Annotated in this window: 16 protein-coding genes and 2 pseudogenes; 10 read left to right on the forward strand and 8 right to left on the reverse strand. The window is 75.8% G+C overall.

The window, feature by feature from the left end:
• Positions 1 to 82: 82 nt before the first annotated feature.
• Together AB0C99_RS19840 and AB0C99_RS19845 are read right to left on the reverse strand one after the other, a co-directional pair.
• A complete protein-coding gene (locus tag AB0C99_RS19840; RefSeq protein ID WP_362476555.1) occupies positions 83 to 1,735 on the reverse strand; it encodes an FAD-dependent oxidoreductase in 1,653 nt (550 codons plus the stop codon).
• Positions 1,736 to 1,770: 35 nt separating this feature from the next.
• The gene (locus AB0C99_RS19845) at positions 1,771 to 2,697 is read right to left on the reverse strand and encodes a diiron oxygenase (protein ID WP_362476557.1); all 927 of its coding nucleotides are present in this window, start codon (positions 2,695 to 2,697) and stop codon (positions 1,771 to 1,773) included.
• Between the two features lie 316 nt (positions 2,698 to 3,013).
• On the opposite strand from AB0C99_RS19845, the gene AB0C99_RS19850 reads away from it, so the two are divergent.
• Both AB0C99_RS19850 and AB0C99_RS19855 read left to right on the forward strand, forming a co-directional pair.
• Positions 3,014 to 3,343: a DUF4440 domain-containing protein gene (locus tag AB0C99_RS19850; RefSeq protein WP_362476663.1), complete on the forward strand. Its 330-nt coding sequence runs from the start codon at positions 3,014 to 3,016 to the stop codon at positions 3,341 to 3,343.
• An 84-nt stretch (positions 3,344 to 3,427) separates the two neighbouring features.
• On the forward strand, positions 3,428 to 4,426 hold the full coding sequence (locus AB0C99_RS19855; RefSeq protein ID WP_362476558.1) for a sigma-70 family RNA polymerase sigma factor: 999 nt from the start codon (positions 3,428 to 3,430) through the stop codon (positions 4,424 to 4,426).
• Between the two features lie 49 nt (positions 4,427 to 4,475).
• Here AB0C99_RS19855 and AB0C99_RS19860 read toward each other — a convergent pair whose 3' ends face one another.
• Complete coding sequence (locus AB0C99_RS19860; RefSeq protein WP_362476560.1) at positions 4,476 to 6,074, reverse strand: serine protease; 1,599 nt, start codon at positions 6,072 to 6,074, stop codon at positions 4,476 to 4,478.
• A 166-nt stretch (positions 6,075 to 6,240) separates the two neighbouring features.
• Between AB0C99_RS19860 and AB0C99_RS19865 the strand changes: the two genes are divergently transcribed.
• The 4 genes from AB0C99_RS19865 (at position 6,241) to ykgO (ending at position 8,419) form a co-directional block, all read left to right on the forward strand.
• A complete protein-coding gene (locus tag AB0C99_RS19865) occupies positions 6,241 to 6,978 on the forward strand; it encodes a sigma-70 family RNA polymerase sigma factor (protein ID WP_362476562.1) in 738 nt (245 codons plus the stop codon).
• Positions 6,975 to 8,006, forward strand: a complete 1,032-nt coding sequence (locus AB0C99_RS19870; protein ID WP_362476564.1) for a CU044_5270 family protein — start codon at positions 6,975 to 6,977, stop codon at positions 8,004 to 8,006. The genes AB0C99_RS19865 and AB0C99_RS19870 overlap by 4 nt, the downstream gene beginning before the upstream one ends.
• Positions 8,007 to 8,129: 123 nt before the next feature.
• Positions 8,130 to 8,294 (forward strand): 50S ribosomal protein L33, encoded by a 165-nt coding sequence (rpmG, locus tag AB0C99_RS19875; protein WP_362476566.1) that lies wholly within the window; start codon positions 8,130 to 8,132, stop codon positions 8,292 to 8,294.
• A gap of 2 nt (positions 8,295 to 8,296) precedes the next feature.
• Entirely contained in the window at positions 8,297 to 8,419 is a 123-nt protein-coding gene (ykgO, locus tag AB0C99_RS19880; RefSeq protein ID WP_362476568.1) for a type B 50S ribosomal protein L36, read from the forward strand.
• Here ykgO and AB0C99_RS19885 read toward each other — a convergent pair.
• Positions 8,379 to 9,767, reverse strand: coding sequence for a hypothetical protein (locus AB0C99_RS19885; RefSeq protein ID WP_362476570.1), 1,389 nt, complete (start codon positions 9,765 to 9,767; stop codon positions 8,379 to 8,381). The two genes, ykgO and AB0C99_RS19885, sit on opposite strands and share 41 nt — an antisense overlap.
• 230 nt (positions 9,768 to 9,997) lie before the next feature.
• Between AB0C99_RS19885 and AB0C99_RS19890 the strand changes: the two are divergent.
• Positions 9,998 to 10,441: pseudogene (locus AB0C99_RS19890) on the forward strand (discoidin domain-containing protein); the annotation flags it as partial.
• 114 nt (positions 10,442 to 10,555) lie between these two features.
• A pseudogene (locus AB0C99_RS19895) lies at positions 10,556 to 11,248 on the forward strand (chitosanase); the annotation flags it as partial.
• 93 nt (positions 11,249 to 11,341) lie between these two features.
• Here AB0C99_RS19895 and AB0C99_RS19900 read toward each other — a convergent pair.
• Complete coding sequence (locus tag AB0C99_RS19900) at positions 11,342 to 11,896, reverse strand: GNAT family protein (protein WP_362476665.1); 555 nt, start codon at positions 11,894 to 11,896, stop codon at positions 11,342 to 11,344.
• A gap of 48 nt (positions 11,897 to 11,944) precedes the next feature.
• Between AB0C99_RS19900 and AB0C99_RS19905 the strand changes: the two genes are divergently transcribed.
• Positions 11,945 to 12,610, forward strand: coding sequence for a TetR/AcrR family transcriptional regulator (locus tag AB0C99_RS19905; protein ID WP_362476572.1), 666 nt, complete (start codon positions 11,945 to 11,947; stop codon positions 12,608 to 12,610).
• Here AB0C99_RS19905 and AB0C99_RS19910 read toward each other — a convergent pair.
• Together AB0C99_RS19910 and AB0C99_RS19915 are read right to left on the reverse strand one after the other, a co-directional pair.
• Positions 12,579 to 13,964, reverse strand: coding sequence for an FAD-dependent monooxygenase (locus tag AB0C99_RS19910; protein WP_362476573.1), 1,386 nt, complete (start codon positions 13,962 to 13,964; stop codon positions 12,579 to 12,581). The genes AB0C99_RS19905 and AB0C99_RS19910 overlap by 32 nt on opposite strands.
• Before the next feature lie 172 nt (positions 13,965 to 14,136).
• Entirely contained in the window at positions 14,137 to 16,386 is a 2,250-nt protein-coding gene (locus AB0C99_RS19915) for a sulfatase-like hydrolase/transferase (protein ID WP_362476574.1), read from the reverse strand.
• 362 nt (positions 16,387 to 16,748) lie between these two features.
• Between AB0C99_RS19915 and AB0C99_RS19920 the strand changes: the two genes are divergently transcribed.
• Positions 16,749 to 17,216, forward strand: coding sequence for a hypothetical protein (locus AB0C99_RS19920; RefSeq protein ID WP_362476576.1), 468 nt, complete (start codon positions 16,749 to 16,751; stop codon positions 17,214 to 17,216).
• A 58-nt stretch (positions 17,217 to 17,274) separates the two neighbouring features.
• On the opposite strand, the gene AB0C99_RS19925 is transcribed toward AB0C99_RS19920, so the two are convergent.
• Positions 17,275 to 17,856, reverse strand: a complete 582-nt coding sequence (locus tag AB0C99_RS19925) for a CGNR zinc finger domain-containing protein (protein WP_362476667.1) — start codon at positions 17,854 to 17,856, stop codon at positions 17,275 to 17,277.
• Positions 17,857 to 17,865: the final 9 nt, after the last annotated feature.

The following is a 17,865-nucleotide window of genomic DNA, read 5'->3' on the forward strand; positions in this document are numbered from 1 at the left end:
CCGATGACGAGAGCCGGTCCGGGGACGGCCGATGACGAGAGCCGGTCCGGGGACGGCCGACGGCGGGGGAGGCCCGCGCGTGTCAGCCGCGCAACCGGCGTCGGCCGCGGGCCGCCGCGACCAGTTCGGGGACGGTCCCCAGCTTGACCCGGGGGCGTCCGGCCGCGTCCCCGCGCGCGAGCTCGGCGCGTTCGATGGCGGCGAGACCGCGGGCGTCCACGACCGTCCCCGCCCGGCCGCGCACCAGCCGGTCGAAGGCGCGGGCGCCCCCGGAGGGCGGCGGGAGCGTCCCGTCGACGGCGTCGGCGAGGAGCGTGCCCACGGTCTCCGCCGCGCAGGTCCGGTTGGCGCCGATGCCACCCGAGGGCCCGCGCTTGATCCAGCCGACGACGTACGTGCCGGGGCGCCCCGCCACCCGCCCGTGCTCGTGCGGCACGGTGCCGGTCGCCTCGTCGAAGGGCAGCCCCGCCAGGGGCGTCCCCCGGTAGCCGACGGCCCGCAGCACCGTGCCCGCCGGGATGTCGGTGGGCACGGCCGGGTCGGTGCCCGTCACCCGTACCGCGCCGGGCACGATCTCCTCGGGCGCGGAGTGGAAGCGGAAGACGATCCGCCGCTCCGGTCCGGGCGGGGGCGGGGCGGACCAGTCCACCCGCTCGCGCTCCGCCCCGCGCAGCAGCGCCGCCTTCTCGTGGGGTGCGGCGGCCTCGACGGCGGCCCAGGTCCGCTCGTCGTGGGTGTCCACGACGAGCCGCACCCCGGGCAGCCCGCCGAGGGCGAGGAGTTCGGAGGCGGTGCAGGAGGCGTCCTCGGGGCCGCGCCGCCCCAGCAGCACCACCTCCCGGACGGCGGAGGCGCGCAGGGCGGCGAGCGCGTGGTCGGCGATGTCGGTGGCGGCGAGGGCCTCGGGGTCGGTCACGAGGACGCGGGCCACGTCGAGGGCGACGTTCCCGGTGCCGACCACGACGACCCGCTCGGTGCCCGACAGGTCCACGGCGTCGGGCGCGACCTCGGGGTGCGCGTTGTACCAGGCGACGAACGCGGTCGCCGAGAGGCTGCCCGGCAGGTCCTCGCCCGGGATGCCGAGCCGCCGGTCGGCCGCCGCGCCCACCGCGTAGACGACGGCGTCGTGGTGGGCGGCCAGCTCATCCGCCGACACGTCCGTACCGACGGTGACGCCGAGGTACATGCGGACCCGGGGGTGGGTGTGGAAGCGGGCGAAGGAGTCGCCGATCCGCTTGGTCGCGGGATGGTCGGGGGCGACGCCGTAGCGGACGAGTCCGCCGGCCACCGGCAGCCGGTCGACCAGCGTCACCTCGGCGTTGGTGTGCAGGAGCAGGTCCTCCGCCGCGTACATCCCGGCGGGCCCGGTGCCGACGACGGCGACCCGGACGGGCGCGAAGTCGGCGGGCAGGCTCCGCGCGAACGAGGGCTGCCCCCAGGAGCGGAAGGTCGGCCCGGCGGGGGCCTCGGGCTCCGGCCCGCGCCGCTCGTAGTAGCCCGCGTTCACGGCCGCGTACCCCTCCTGCCCGGGGGCGAGGGCGTCGGCGGGGAAGATCGCGTCGACCGGGCAGGCGTCGGCGCAGGCGCCGCAGTCGATGCAGGACCGGGGGTCGATGTAGAGCATCTCGGTGCGCCCGAAGTCCGGCTCGTCCGGGGTCGGGTGGATGCAGTTGACCGGGCAGACGGCGATGCAGGTGGCGTCGTTGCAGCAGGTCTGGGTGATGGCGTACGTCATGGCGTCGTCGGTCGTCCGCTCGTCGCTCGGGCAGGTCAGATGAGGTGGGCGCGCCGGTAGAAGGCGACGGCGGGGCGGGTGAGGAGGCGGCAGGAGGCCAGGAACTCCATCAGGCCCGCGCAGCTCGACCGCATCAGGGACTTGTGGTGCTCGTTGGCCCGCGCCTCGGCGAGCGCCCGGTCCGTGTCGAGGCCGGCGTTCGCGTACACCGAGCGGTTCACCATGCTGGTGACGATGAAGTACGAGGCGAGGGCGACGACCAGCGCCTGGGTGTGGCGGCGCAGCGGCCCGGCCCGCCGCAGCCGGGCGCGGGTCTCCTCGCGGGCGAACTTCATGTGCCGCGACTCCTCCACGACATGGATGTTGTTGATCGTGCGGACGAAGGGGGTGACCCGCTCGTCGCGCATCCAGTCGCGCTGCATGACGTCGAGCACCTCCTCGGCGACGAGGATCGAGGCGTACGCGGCCTCGCCGACGGCGAGCGTCTTGAAGACGCGCCCGAGTTCGAGGACGAGGCGGCCCGGGCGGTAGGCCGGGGCGCCGAGCTTGGCCGCGCCGCGCCCGAACATGATCGAGTGCCGGCACTCGTCGGCGATCTCGGTCAGGGCCCACTGGAAGCGCGGGTCGGTCGGGTCCTTGGCGTACATGTCACGCAGGATGAGCTGCTGGAGGATCATCTCGAACCAGATGCCCGTGCTGGCCACGGACGCGGACTCCTGCCGGGTGAGCTCGCGGCGCTGGGCCTCGGTCAGCTCCTGCCAGTAGCGGGTGCCGTAGAGGGTGCTCCACTCGGGGCTCATGCCGTGGTGGCCCTCGTCGAGCGGGGTGTCCCAGTCCACCTCGACGGCCGGGTCGTAGGAGAGCTTGGCGGAGGAGTCGAGCAGCCGCCGGGCCGCCTCGCGCTCGGCCGGGGGCTCGGGGGGCGCGGCCTGGTCCGCCGGCCGGACGGTGCTGCTCGCCATGGTTGCGGCTCCTTGGTGACCTCGGGGAGTACGCCGCCTTATTAGACAGCGTGTCTAGCAAGCTGTGAGACGGAAGGTATAACAAGACCGCCCGCCCGCCTACCCATCGGTACGAAATTCCCTGGAACGCGGCCCCCGGCCAGGAGACGATGCGGGCATGCACGACGAGAAGCAGACGCAGAAGCAGACGCAGAACGAGAAGCCCGACGGGTACGGGAGCGAGGCCGGGTCAGCGGCCGGTACCGCGGCCGGTACCGGGGCGGACGCCGAGTCCGCGGCCGAGGCCGTCGCCGCCGCGCTCGCCGGTGAACTCGCCCTGCTCGACCCCGCCGTCCGCCGCACCCGCGACGAGGCCCGCCGCCTCTTCGACCCCGAGTTCGTCGAGGTCGGCGCCTCCGGGCGGCGCTGGACGTACGAGGAGATGCTCGCCGAACTCCCCGAGCTCGAAGGCGGCCTGCCGGACGGCTCGCGGTTCGAGCCCTCGGAGCTCCGCGGGGTGCTGCTCGCGCCGGACCTCGTGCACGTGACGTACGAGACGCTCATCGACGGCCGCCGGGCGCGCCGCAGTTCGATCTGGCGGAAGGGGGCGGGCGACGCGGGCTGGCGCATGTACTACCACCAGGGGACCCCCGTCCCGGCCGGGTGAACTCCCCTGCTGCCATGATGCGTCGTGCCGATCGGCCGTGATCATGAACGGCCGACGGGACGGCGCGTCGAACGGGGGACGACCATGGAGCACACAGACCACACCGAGCACACCGACCACATAGGGCGTGCGGAGGGCGGGGGCCAGAGCGAGCTGCTCGCCCGGCGGTTCGACGCGGACCGGGGGCATCTGCGGGCGGTGGCCTACCGGATGCTCGGCTCGCTCGCCGAGGCCGACGACGCCCTCCAGGAGGCGTGGCTGCGCGCGGACGCCGCCGGGATCCAGGGGGTCGACAACCTCGGCGGCTGGCTCACGACCGTGGTCTCCCGCGTCTGCCTCAACCTGCTGAGGTCCCGCGACCGGCGCCGCGAGGACGCCCTCGACGACCTGCTCCGCGAGCCCGGGGCCGACCGGCCCGACGGGTCCGGCCGCGCGGGCGGCGACCCGGAGGAGGAGGCGCTGATGGCCGACTCCGTCGGCGTCGCCCTCCTCGTCGTGCTCGACACCCTCGCCCCGGCCGAACGCCTCGCCTTCGTCCTGCACGACATGTTCGCCGTGCCCTTCGAGGACATCGCCCCGCTCCTGGAGCGCAACACGGCCGCCGCCCGGCAGCTCGCCAGCCGCGCCCGGCGCAGGGTCAAGGGCGGCGCCGCCCCCGCCCCGGCGGGAGCGGCCGACCTGGCCAGGCGGCGGACGGTCGTCGACGCGTTCCTCGCCGCGACCCGCGGCGGCGACTTCGCCGCGCTGGTCTCCCTGCTCCACCCGGACGTCGTGCTGCACGCCGACCGCATGGTCGTCCCGACACCCGAACCCCTCGTCATCCGGGGCGGCCGGACCGTCGCGCAGGGCGCGATGGCGGCGATGGGCCGCGCCCGCTTCACGGGTGTCGCGCTCGTCGACGGCACGGCCGGCCTGGCGATGGCGCCCCTGGGCCGCCTGGCCCTGGTGCTCACCTTCGCGGTGACGGACGGCCTGATCACCGCGATCGAGGTCGTCGCGGAACCCGAACGGCTCGCGGGGATGCGGCTCGACGTCCTGGACGTTCCCGAGGCCGACTCCGCGGGCGGCGGTACGGCCGGCTGATCCGTACGGCCGATCCGTACATCTGATGCGTACGGGCCAGCCGTACGCATCAGCCCGCGGTCACCCGGTACGCGCCGATCTGCGTCTGGACGAGCGTGTTGCCCGCGGTGTCCGTGAGTTCGGCGCGCAGCGAGACCGCCCGGCCCGGTCCCTGTGTCCGCACGCAGACCTTGCCCCCCGTCATCGGCGCCCGGTTCCAGGTGGTCCCGGCGTCGGTGGAGACCGACACGGCGAGGCTCCGGACGCCCGCCGTGGCGGCCGCGCCCGTCACGGTCACCGGCACCAGCGACGTCGTGTACGGAGCCGCCGTCCCGTCCGGCCGCAGCTCGGGCGTGAACCGGACGACGCTGAGCGGGAGTCCGGTGGGGGCCGCCGTCGCCGCCGAGGAGAAGGTCCAGGCGGCCGTGACCCGGCCGCCGGGGCGGGCGGCGGTCGTGGTGAGCCGGTAGTCGGCGCGCGGGGACGGCACGGTGAACTCGGCCTTCCCCGGCGTGCCGCGCACGGTGCCGACCAGCGCTCCGTCGCGGTGCAGGGTGGTGCTCGCGCCCTCGAAGAGCGGATCCCGCGACAGGTGCCCCTCGCCGTCGGCGAGCAGGGACAGGTCGAGGCCGAGGGTGTTCCCGGTGCGCAGGCCCGCCGGCCGCGCGCCGGGCCTCGGGTCGAGGGCGGGGCCGAAGACCGGCATGTCGAAGGTGACGTGCGTGGTGGCACCGGCCCGCACCCGGACCTCGGGCGCCTCGTAGACGGTCGGCGTGGACTCGTCCGTCACCCGGGGGGTGCTGTAGCCGACGTTCCAGGACCCGCGCTCGGGCGACGCCAGGAACGTGGTGCTCCCCGGGACCTGGAGCGGATCGGGCAGCGTGGCGACGGTCGGACCGGACGGTTCGAGCGAGAGGAAGCCGTACCCCGGCCCGGTCTCCGGCGCGGGCGCGCGGACCGTGAGCGTGCCCAGTTCGGCTGCCTTCGGGTGGCGCACCAGGCCGGTCAGCGCCCGGTCGGAGGTGAAGGCGTAGCCCAGGGCGTACCACTGCTTCTCGCCCTTCCAGTACGCGTCCACCCACTGCCGCACCGAGCCGGGTTCGGCCGCCGGGCCCTGGTGCGCCATCCGCAGGGTCGGCGTGTTGTTGATGAGGTGCGCGTACGCGGTGCCGCCCTCGTGGGCGACCTCGACGAGCACCCCGCTCAGCCGCATCTCGGCCCCGGCCTCCGGCGGGCGCACGTCCATCGGCAGCGCCGTACGGGGATCGAAGACGACGGTCGTGTCGCCGTCGACGTCCAGCCTCGGCCGCACGATCCAGTCCGTCTCGATCCGCGGCTCGAACACGCTGATCGAGGAGTCCAGCAGATAACGCCCCTTGGGCACGCGGAGGGTGACGGTCCCGGCCGTCTGCTCGCGCAGCCGCTCCTGGAACCCGGCGGCGGCACCGGAGACGCCCGCGACATTGGTCACGTAGTCGGTGGTCGGCTCGCCGGTGCGCCCGAGGTGGGTGAGCGTCAGCGTGTACGTCTCGGCGGGGGCGGCGCCCGCGGCGGCGGCCGGTGCGGCGGCCCCGGCGGCGACGGCGGGCAGGCAGGTGCCGGCGGCGGCGAGGGTGAGCCCGCGCAGCAGGGTCCGGCGGGTCGGGCGCTTCTTGACGATGTTGTTCATGATCAGTACTGGACGGACGGGCGGTCCCGTTCCCGTGACCTGCGCCACATGAGGCCAGTGGGGCGGGTGTGTGGTCCATGAGAGGGATGAGGCGGCTGCGGCGAATGTGGCGCAGGTCACCGGAACCCGCGCGAACCGGCGGCCAGTGCTTCATGTGGAATCACCTATGAGGAATCGTTTCCGAGCCGGGGACACCGAGGCGCTCGGGGAGGCGTACGACGAGCACGCGCAGGTCCTGTACCGGTACGCGCTGCGCGTCTGCGGCGACCAGGCGGCGGCGGAGGACGTCGTCTCCGCCACCTTCCTGGAGGCTTGGCGCTGCCGCGAGAAGTTGCGGCCCGAGGGCGACGGGCTGCGCCCCTGGCTGCTCGGCATCGCGACCAACATCCTGCGCGGCACCGCCCGCGAGGCCCGCCGCCGCGACACCGCCCTGGCCCGGCTGGCCGACCGGGGCGTGCTCCCGGACTTCGCGGACGAGGTCGTCACGCGCCTGTACGACACGGAGCAGCTGGCCGCCGCCCGCGCGGCCCTGACCCGCCTGCGCCGCTGCGACCGCGAGGTCTTCGCCCTGGTGGTGTGGGCCGGGCTCGACTACGCGGCGGCGGGCGAGGCCCTCGGCATCCCGGTCGGCACCGTCCGCTCCCGCCTCTCCCGCGCCCGCGACCGCCTCCGGGCGCTGGCGGACGCGGAGCTGAAGGCGGTACGGAAGGCCCGGCGCGGTCCGTCGGGGAGGGCGGGCGCGCATCCGGGCCCGGCTCCCGTCGCCCACAGCACCACGCCACTGCTCCCACCTGCCGCGTCCGCGTCCGCGCCCCCCACCCCCGTCCCCACCCCCAACCGCACCCCCGTCCCCCTCCGCGCCGCCGTCGGCGTGCGCCGTCCCGATTCGGAGAACTCGCTGTGAACACGCCCTCCGACGAAGCCCTCCGCGCCGAGCTCACCGCGCTGCTGCCGCCCCCCGAGGTGCCGGAGCTGACCCCGCCGCGCCGGCAGGCGCTGAAGCACCGGATCCTGAACGCGACCGAGGCCCCCCGCGCCCGCCGCCGGGTCCCGCGCTTCGCGTTTCCCGCGCTGGCCTGCACCGCCGCCGTGACCGCCGTCGCCCTGGTCGTGGTGGCCGGGGAGTCGCCCGTACCGCCCGCCCCCGCCCCGTACACGGGGGCCGCCGCCTCCGGTTCGGGCCAGGTCCTGACGCGGGCGGCGCTCGCCGCGGCGGCCGGTCCGATGGCGAAGGCGCGCCCCGAGCAGTTCGTGTACATCGAGAGCCTGGTCTCCTACGCGGCCCGCGGTGCCGACGGCGGGCCCGCCACGCTGCCCCCGGCGCACCGGCGGCAGGTCTGGCTCTCCGCCGACGGCAGCCGCGAGGGACTGCTGCGCGAACAGGGCGCGCCCGACAGCCCACTCGGCGCCCGGGGGCCCGTCTATACGCTCGACCACCGGGGTGCGACGCCCCGCAGGGCGCCCGACGGCGGCCCGGCCGCCTCGGTCACCGACCCGACGCACACCTTCGTCGCCTCGCTGCCGACGGACCCGGCGGCCCTGCTGAGCCTGGTCTACGCGCAGACCCGGACCGACTCGGCGGGCGCCGACCCGGACCAGCGGGCCTTCGCGGCCATCGGCACCCTGCTCGCCGAGACGTGGGCGCCGCCGAAGGTGACGGCCGCGCTGTACGGGGCCGCCGCCCGGATCCCGGGCACCACCGTGCTGCCGAGCGCGCGGGACGCGGCGGGCCGCGAGGGCGTCGCCGTGGCCCGCACCGCCCACGGCGAGCAGCTCCAGTGGATCTTCGACCGGAAGACCTCGGCCTTCCTCGGGCAGCGCACGGTCCTGACGGCTCCGTCGGCGGCGGGCCCGGCCGGCACGGTCCTCGGCGGCAGCGCCGTCCTGGCGAGGGCGGTCACGGACCGGCCGGGGGAGCGCCCCGCCGGGTGAGGCGGCGGGGGCGGGGCGGTGGGGGCGCCGGGAATGGGACGGGCGGGCCGCCTGTTACACCCGACGAAGCTGACATGCCCGACTCAATCGATCTCGGGGCGTGTCGGCCGGAAGGAGCACAGCATGGCCCGCAGCACCCAGCGCCCGGTGGTCACCCTCCGGTCCACCGCCGGCACCGGCGTCACCTATGTGACCCGCAAGAACCGCCAGAACGACCCCGACCGCATGGTCCTGCGCAAGTACGACCCGGTCGTGGCGGCACACGTCGACTTCCGTGAGGTGCGCTGACGATGAAGGTCCGCAACTCCCTCCACGCGCTCAAGTCGAAGCCCGGCGCCCAGGTGGTCCGCCGCCGCGGCAGGACGTTCGTGATCAACAAGAAGGACCCCCGCTCGAAGGCCCGCCAGGGCTGACGGCATCCGGCCCCCGCCCGCGCTCCCCGCGGACGGGGGCCGTCCTCTTGGCGCGGGCGAGGACCCGGGCCGTGCGCAGCAGCGTGGCGGGCCGGGTGAGGGCGCGCGGGGGCTCCACCATGTTGATCACGTTCAGGTACGTGGTGTTCACGACCGGGTCGAGCACCGACGCCTCGGTGATCCGGTCGCCCGCCCACCGCAGCAGCCGGTAGCCGCGCGGGTACGGCCCCTCGACGTGCGGCTGGGCGAGGTCGGCGGTGGTGGAGAGCTGCCAGGCGGCGTCGACGAAGGCCGTCGCGCGGCGGAAGTAGCCCCGCGCGGGCTCGTGCCAGGCGGCGCCCGACCGCAGGTGCGCGGCGAGCGAGTCGGCCTGGAGGGCGGCGAGCGTGAGCCCCTGCCCGTACACCGGGTTCACGCTGGCCAGCGCGTCGCCGACGACCACGAGGCCGCCGGGGAAGCGGGGCAGGCGCAGGTAGTCCCGCCGCCGGCTCTCGGCGAAGTGGAAGGTCTCCACCCCGCCGGTCAGCTCGCACGCGTCCGCGACCGTCCGCAGCGGCTCGACGCACCGGCGCATCCGGCTCCGGAACTCCTTCGGGTCGGTGCCCGGCCGCCGGTCCGCGTACCCGGCGAGCACCACGGACCAGCGGTCGCCCTCGACGGCGGCGAGCCCGCCCGGTTCGGTCAGCGTGGGCAGGTAGTCGCTCGCGGGGCCCGGTGTCGAGTGGGCGATCACGGTGCGGCCCAGTTCGTCGCCGCGCCGGAACGTCGCCGTGGCGTAGCCGAGGTCGATCCGCATCCGGCCCAGCGGCGCCCGCTCCCAGCCCGCCCCCTCCAGCCACTCGCCGAGCCTGCTGGAACGGCCCATGGCGTCCACGACGAACTCCGCGCCGAGGACCTCCCCGGAGGCGGTGCGCACCCCGCCGACGCGGTCCCGCTCGAAGACGAGGCCGCGGGCCGCCTCCCCGGCGACGAGCCGGACGCCGGGGAGGGCCGCGACCCGGCGGCGGATCCGGCTCTCCAGGAACGGGCGGGTGACGCCGAGCATCCGGGTGCCCTCGGCCGGTGCCTTCAGCCGGCCGTCCACGTAGAACCGCACCTCGTCGCCCTCGCCGAGGCGCGCCCCGGCCGCGACGAGCTCCTCGGTCAGCCCCGGGAACCACCGCTCCAGGCGCGCGTGCCCCATGGCGAGCAGCGCGTGCAGCTGGCTCCGCTGGGGCGCGAGGCGGCCGAGCCCGTCCTCGCCGATGGTGTCCGCGTCGAGGACGACGACCTCGTCGGCGTACCCGCTCAGCACCCGGGCCGCGAACAGGCCCGCGTAGCTCCCGCCCAGGACGACCGCACGCTTCACAGGGACCCCCACGCTTCCGGTGCCGCTCGTGCGTCCCGTGGCGAATCCAGGGACGGCGCGACCCTACCGGGCCGGACCGCCCGCCCTCTCCGCACACGCGGAAGCCCGTCAACTCGGCTTTCCGCCGCACCTCTTGCGCCCCGTGAAAGCGCCCCCTACTCTCGCCTCACCCCAATGTTAGGAAGCTTTCCTAACAGTCAACGATCATCGAGTCCCCACGATGGAGTGACATGCCCCCCACGAACCACGCGCTCCGGCGCCGGCGCTCCGCCGCGCTCGCCGTCGCCGCGGCCACCGGCGTCCTGGTCCCGGCCGCCGCCGCGCTCCTCGCCGCCACCACCGCCGGAGCCGCGACCACCGCGGCCGCCGGCAACCTCGCCCAGGGCCGCCCGGTCACCACCTCGTCCACCGAGGGCAGCGGCTACGCCGGGGCCAAGGCCGTCGACGGCTCCGCCACCACCCGCTGGGCCAGCGCCGAGGGCGCCGACAACCAGTGGATACGGATCGACCTCGGCCCCTCGACGGAGGTCAGGCGCGTCGTCCTCAAGTGGGAGGCCGCCTACGCCAAGTCCTACCGCGTCGAGCTCTCCGACGACGGCTCCACCTGGCGGCAGCTCTACGCGACCTCCTCCGGCGACGGCGCCACCGACGACCTCGCCGTCAACGGCACCGGCCGCTATCTGCGGGTCTTCGGCACCCAGCGCGCCACCGCCTACGGCTACTCGCTGTGGGAGGTGGAGGCGTACGGCTCCGGCACCACCACCCCGCCGCCGACCACCGGCACCCCCCTCGACGACCCCCGCAAGAAGGAGGTCGCCATGAAGCTGGTCTCCTCCTTCGAGAACTCCTCGCTCGACTGGCGCGCCCAGTTCGCCTACATCGAGGACATCGGCGACAAGCGCGGCTACACCGCCGGCATCATCGGCTTCTGCTCCGGCACGGGCGACATGCTCGACCTCGTCGAGCGCTACACCGCCAAGAAGCCGTCCAACCCGCTCGCCCCCTACCTGCCCGCGCTGCGCGCCGTGAACGGCACCGACTCCCACAAGGGCCTCGACCCGGGCTTCCCGAACGCCTGGCGCCAGGCCGCCCAGGACGCCGTCTTCCAGCAGACCCAGGAGGAGGAGCGCGACCGCGTCTACTTCAACCCCGCGGTCTCCCAGGCCAAGCAGGACGGCCTGCGGGCGCTCGGCCAGTTCGCGTACTACGACGCCGCCGTCATGCACGGCGAGGACGGCTTCCGGAGCATCCGCACGGTCGCCCTCTCCCGCGCCCTCCCGCCCGCCCGGGGCGGCGACGAGAAGGCGTACCTGAAGGCGTTCCTCGACGCCCGCGAGGAGGAGATGCGCAAGGAGGAGGCGCACAGCGACACGACCCGGGTCAGCACCGCCCAGCGCCGCTTCCTCAACGAGGGCAACCTCTCCCTCGACACCCCGCTGTACTGGAGCGTCTACGGGGAGTCCTTCTCGATCACCGGCTGACACCCCGGGCCGACGCGCCCGGGGGACATCGGTGCGGGGCCGCTCATGGAGCGGCCCCGCACGCGCGGCCCGGCGGGCCCGCCGCCGGGGAGCTCAGAGCCCCCGGTGGGCCCGCCACTCCGGCGCGAGCACCGCCCACACCTGCTTGTCGTGGCGGACGCCCCCGTACGACCAGGTCTCGCGGTTCACGCCCTCCAGGGTCATCCCGAGCCGCCGCGCCACCGCCGCGCTGCGCGCGTTGTCGGCCCGGCAGTGCCACTCCGCGCGGTGCAGCCCGCGCTCGACCAGCGCCCAGTCCAGCAGCAGCTCGCAGGCCGGCGTGATCAGGCCCTTGCCCTCGGCGGCGGGCTCCAGCCAGCAGCCGACCTCGCACAGCTCCGTGGCCGTCGAGAAGTCCGTGAACATCACGCCGCCGACCAGCGTCCCGTCGAGCCATATGCCGAACAGGCGCCCGCCGTCCCCGGCCTGGCGCTCCGCGTACCGGCGCAGCGTGCCCCGCGCGCCCTCGACGTCCGAGGACAGGAAGCCCGCGCCGACCCACGGCCGGATGTGCTCGCGCGCCCGGCCCATGTGGGCGGCGAACTCCTCGGCGTGGTGGACCTCCAGCGGACGGAGCACGGCGCCGTCCCGCAGCGGGAGGGAGAACATGGCGACCCCATTCACACAACAAGCGTTACGGTTATGTACCGTAGCAGGATGCCACGCACCAAGGGCGATCACGAAGCCCGCCGCCGCGACGTCTCCGAGGCCGTCTGGCGCGTCCTCGCCGCGCACGGCTTCCACGGCCTCACCCTGCGCGCCGTCGCGGCCGAGCTCGGCGCCACCACCGGCCTGCTCACGCACTACTTCCCGGCCAAGCGCGACCTGGTCGCGCACGCCCTCGACCTGCTCGACACGCGCACCGCCGCCCGCCCCCGGCGCGCCGCGGGCCCCGGCCTCGCCGCCCTGCGCAGCGCCCTGCTCGACATCCTGCCGCTCACCGCCGAGGCCACCGCGAGCAACCGGATCTGGGTCTCCTCCTGGGACACCGCACTCGCCGACCCGGCCCTCACCGAGGACTACGCCGGGAAGTACGGGCGCAGCCGCACCCGCCTCGCCGAGCGCGTCGCCCGCGCCCAGGAGCTGGGCGAACTGCCCCCGAGCGACCCGGACGACCTCGCCGCCTCCGCCCAGTCCTTCGTGCTCGGCCTCGTCGTCCAGGCCCTCTTCGCCCCCGCCGAGTTCAGCCCCGAGCGCCAGGTCGCCCTGCTCGACGGCTACCTCACGGGCCTCGCCGCGCCGACCGGGCCCGCCGCGCCTTCGGGGCCCGCGCCTTCCGGGCCTGCCGCGCCTACCGGCCCCGCCCGTCCGGGTCCGGCCTGACGGGGCCGGGTCCGCCCGCGCCCGCCAGCACCTTCACCGCGACCGCCGGGTGGAACAGCACGGCCGGGGACGCCGTCATGTTCACCACCCGCACGAACCGCGCCCACACGTCCGGGTCCCGAACCGCCACCCGGAACAGCCGGCTGTTGTACCAGTGCGCGAAGCGGGCGCCCGCCGGCTGCCCGGCCGGGTTCCACATCAGGTCCGAGTTGGTCGACAGCGTCCACGGCGTGAGCACCAGCCGCCCCACCCGCCGCTGGAAGTCCCGCGCGGCCCCGGCGAGCCCGCGCCCCGAGGCCCGCCGCCGGGCCAGCAGCCCGCCCAGCAGATCGGCCTCCATCGCGGCGACCGTCAGCCCCTGCCCGTACACCGGATTGAACACGCAGACCGAGTCGCCCACCGCGATGAGCCCCTCGGGCCAGTCCTTCACCCGGTGGTACTGCCGCCAGCGGTTGTCCACGTTGGTGTAGCGGTACGTCGGCTCCTGCGTCGCGCGCCGCTTGAGCTGCTCCGCCAGGTGCGGGTTGCGCAGCGAGTGCGCGAACTCCAGGTATCCGGCGTCGTCGGTCGGCGGCTGCTGCTGGAAGCCGAACAGCGAGCACGTCCACCGGCCGCCCTCCACCGCCAGCAGCACCCCGGCGCGCGCGATCTTCGGGGCGAAGAGCATCTCGTAGGCGACGAAGTAGTCCGGATGCCCCTGCTCGGGCCGGTCGAAGTTCATCGAGGTGTACGTGACCTTCGCCTTCACCGTGCGCATCGGCGGCACGCTCACGCCCAGGTCGCCCAGCCACTTCTCCAGCGCGCTCGACCGGCCCGAGGCGTCGACCACGAGGTCGGCCGCCAGCTCGGCGGGCGGCTCCGTGCCCTCGCCGCCGGCCGGCCGGTACGACAGCCCGGTCACCCGGCCCCGCCCGTCGCGCAGCAGCCCCGTGCACGAGGTCGCGGACATCAGCGTCACCCGCGGCAGCGCCAGCACCCGGGCCCGCAGCCGCCGTTCCAGGCCGTCCCGGGTGAAGGTCTGGATCTCCACCCCCGTGCGGGCGCGCGGCGCGGTGCCCGCGGGCTGCAGGAAGTCCATGCCCTCGCCGTAGTCGAAGACCGGCGCGCCCGCCTCGCTCAGCTCCCGGCGCAGCCCCGGGAACAGCTTCTCCAGGACCTCGCCGCCCTTGGCCAGCATGGCGTGCGCGTGATAGCCCTGCGGCGCCCCCGGATGGCTGCCGGTGCCCGCGTCCACCGGATCCCGTTCGAGCACGACGACCTCGTCGAAGAAGTCGGCGAGCACCCGCGCGGTCACCAGCCCCGCGTAACTCCCGCCGACGACCGCCGCCCTGCCCCACCGCTGATGCTTCGTCATGCGGTCCAGGATGCGCGGGGCGGGACGGGCGCCTCAACGACCCGTCACCCCCGCCGGCCAGCGCGAAGGATCACCGCAGGCGCACGCTCCGGCGGTACGTGCCGGGGCGCGAGCCCGCGCGCCCCCCCACGCGGCCGGGGTGTGGGCCGCGGGCCGCCCGGGCGCGGCCCGGTCAGGCCACCGTGACCCGGGCCAGCGCCCAGGACGTGTGGTCGAAGGACGTGCGGCTGTTCGCGTCCTCCACGACCAGGCGCAGCACCCGCACCCCGCGCACGTCCACGTCGACCGGGACGGGCCCGGTCGCGGCGGTCAGCGTCGGGGTGGTCAGGAGCGGCCGGTCGTCCCCGTAGACCGTGGCACGGGTGGCGCCCAGTGCGCTCTGCCGGGCCGAGAAGTCGTCGATGCCGACGAGCGCGGTGAACCGCCGCGCGGCGCCGCCCAGGTGGTAGGCGACCTCGCTGTACGCGTGGGTGCCGAGGCCCTTGGCGTACACGGTGCCGCCGAAGGCGATCGGGGTGCCGTCCCCGGCGGCGTTCTTCCCGTTGGAGGCGTCGCGCTCGACCGGGCCCCAGCCGTTGACGGCGGAGATCCACGCCAGGTCGGAGAGGTACGCGTCGGCGGTCGGCGCGGGCGGCGGCGTCGGCACGGTCCCGTCGGCGGCGTACCGCACCGGCCCGCCCGGCGCCAGCGCCGCGCCCTCGGCGGTGAGCGGCCACGCCCCGCCCGGGGCCGTTCCGGCGGGCGCGGTGACCTGCCAGGCGGCGGTGAGCCGGGCGCCCGCGGCGAGCCGGTCGGCGGTGGTGGCCGAGGCCGGGGTCACGGTCCAGCCGGCGGGCGCGCGCAGGGTGAGCGCGGCGGCGTCCCAGGGCCGCGAGGAGCCGTTGGCGAGCGTGGCCGTCACGGCGAAGGGCTGCCCGGGCACGGCGAGCGGGGGCAGCGCGAGCGCGGCGCCGAAGGGCGTGCGCGGATAGCTGTCCCGCCAGGAGGAGCGCATCAGGGCGACGAGCTCGTCCGTCTTGGACGGCCGGTCGGCGGCCAGGTCCCGCGTCTCGCCGGGGTCCGCGGCCAGGTCGTACAGCTCGACCTGCCACCGCGCGTCGGGCAGCGCGTGGTCGCGGACCGGGGCGAAGCGGACGGCCTTGTAGTTCTCCTTGCGCAGCGCCTCGGCGAGCCAGCCGGCCCGCTGCCTGTCCTGCGCGTTCGCGCGGGCGGTGACGCCGCTCTCGTCGCGGAACCAGTAGAGGTGGTCGTGGCGGGCGGGCGCGGCGGCGCCGGTGAGCAGCGGGGCGACGGACAGGCCGTCGACGTCGGAGGGCGCGGGCGCCCCGCCGAGCTCCGCGAGGGTGGGCAGCAGATCGGTGAGGGAGGTGGGCCGGTCGCTGGTGCCCGGCCGCACCCGCCCGGGGCCCCAGGCGATGAGCGGGACGCGGACCCCGCCCTCGTACAGGTTGCGCTTGTAGCCGCGCAGCGGTCCGTTGGCGTCGAACAGGTCGGGGTTCACCCCGCCCTCCTCGTGCGGCCCGTTGTCGCTGGTGACCAGCAGGACGGTGGAGCCGTCGAGGCCCCGCGCGCGCAGCCGGTCGACCACGTCGCCGACGAGGCTGTCGAAGAGCGTCACCTGCGCGGCGTGGCCCTTGTTCGCGGCGCTCCAGCCGATCCCCGCGTACGCGCCGGTGTCGGGGATGTCGCTTGGGGCGTGCGGGACGGTCGGGGTGAGCAGCAGCAGGAACGGTTCGGCCGCGTGCCGGTCGATGAAGTCCAGCGCCCGCTGCCGGATCAGGTCGGGCGCGTACACGGCCCGCGCGCCGCCCGCGTTGGCCGGGATCGGCTCCTTGACGCCGTCGCGCCACAGGTACTCGGGGTAGTACTGGTGGGCGTGCCCGTGGTCGATGTACCCGTAGAACTCCTCGAAGCCCCGGGCGTTCGGATGGCTGTCCTGTCCGCCGGCCTCCGGCCCGAAGCCCCACTTGCCGATGAGGCCGGTGCGGTAGCCGCGCGCCCGCAGCACCTGCGCGAAGGTGGTGTCGGCGGCGGTCAGCGCGCCCTGCGCCCCGGACGGGTTGGCGCGCACGGTGGCGTGACCGGTGTGCAGCCCGGTCAGCAGGGAGCAGCGGGACGGGGCGCAGACCGCGGCCGTCGAGTACGAGTCGGTGAAGCGCAGCCCCTCGGCGGCCAGCCGGTCGAGGCGCGGGGTGCGGATCAGCCGCTGCCCGTACGCGCCGAGCTCGCCGTAGCCGAGATCGTCGGCCAGCACGAGGACCAGGTTCGGCGGCCGGTCCGCCGCGCCGCCCGCCCCGGCGGGCTCCGGCCCCGTCTCCCGTACGGCCGCCGCCGCGACGGCGGGGGAGAGGACCCCGGGCAGTGCGCCGAGTCCGGCCGTGGCGGCGGCCGAACCGGCGAGGAAACGGCGGCGACTGGGCATGGGGCGGCTCCTAGGAGGGGCGGCGGCGCGGCGGGAGCGTCCCGCGCGGTAGCGTCGATCATGGGGCGAGGCCGTCCGGCGATCCATGCACGGGGGATGACGATCGTGTGTCACCGGCGGCCCCCGCGTATCCCGACCGGATCGGCCGACCGGACGACCTCGGTCCGGGATGTCGGGCCCCGGATGTGAACCTCCGCCCCCTTCGGGGTAAAACCATGACCAACACCCCTCTCATTCGAACGGACACGCGCGCGTTGACCATGCTTCCCGGATCACGTGTCCCGGGCCGGACCTGGACGGTCCGACTCACCGGCCACCCGGACCACTCCGCCACCGTCAGCTGCACGACGGAAGGCTGCCGTATGCCCGCGAGGTCCAGGGACATCGCGGCCCTGCGCGTCTTCGCGGGCGAACACGCCCGCGCCCACGCGCGCCTCGCCAGCCCGCGCCCGAGCGCCGCCTGCGCGTGCGGGGCGAGCGGCTGCCGCCACCACACCGCCCGCGCCAGCTGCACGGGCACGACCCTGCTCGTCCTCATCCACAACCCGGCCGTCGCCGAGGTCTGGACGCTCGCCGAGATCTGCCAGGCGTGCGCCCCCCTCATCACGCACGCCACCGTCCTCGCGGGCGGCCGGACCGTCGCCCCCCAGTCCGGCCCCGGCGGCACCGGCGCCGCGGCCCCCGGCGCGCCCGCGGGCCCGCCGCCGGTCGCGGTCGGCTTCTCCTCGCCGGGCGCCGCCGGGGGCGAGGCCCCGACCCCGCCCGCGGGCCGCCGCCGCACCGGCCGGGGCCGGCCCCAGGGCAACCGCCCGGGGCGCAGGCCCTTCTGACGAGGACCCCGGGGGCCGGGAGGCGGCCCCCCTGGGGCCGGGCCCCAGGGACCGGCGCTCAGCGCCCCGTCGTGCCCTGCCGCGCCCGGAAGGCCGCGGCCTTGGCGCGGTTCTGGCAGGCCGTCGAGCAGAACTGGCGCGCGCCGTTGCGCGAGGCGTCCACGTAGACCCGGTCGCAGCGCTCGGCGTGGCAGACCCCCAGCCGCCCGGCCAGGCTGCCGCCCACCGCCAGCGCGAGCGCGGTGGCGCAGGCGGCGGTGGTGCCCGCGGCGAAGGTCTCGTCGGCGCCGTGGAAGTGCAGCCGCCAGGGCTCGCCCGCGCGCCGGTCCAGGTGCGGCCGGGCGCCGCTGTCCAGGAGCAGGGCGTTCACCTCGGCGGCGGCCGTGTCCAGGTCCCCGTCCCGTACCGCCCGGAACACCGCGCGCATCCGTAGGGCCGCAGCGGCCAGGGCGTCCGCCTCGGCCGTGTCCAGGGCGCGCGGGAGCGAGGACGCCGTGCTCGGCACCGCCGCCTCGATCGCCGCCGTCCGCTCCTCGCCCCGGGGCGCGGGGTGGGCGCGCCCGCGCGCCTCGCCGTCCGTCAACGCGTTCACGAGCGCCACCGCCTGATCCAGCAGCACCGTCACGTGACTGTCGAACATCACTTGACC

This window comes from Streptomyces sp. NPDC048659 (assembly GCF_040650575.1).
GTDB lineage: Bacteria > Actinomycetota > Actinomycetes > Streptomycetales > Streptomycetaceae > Streptomyces.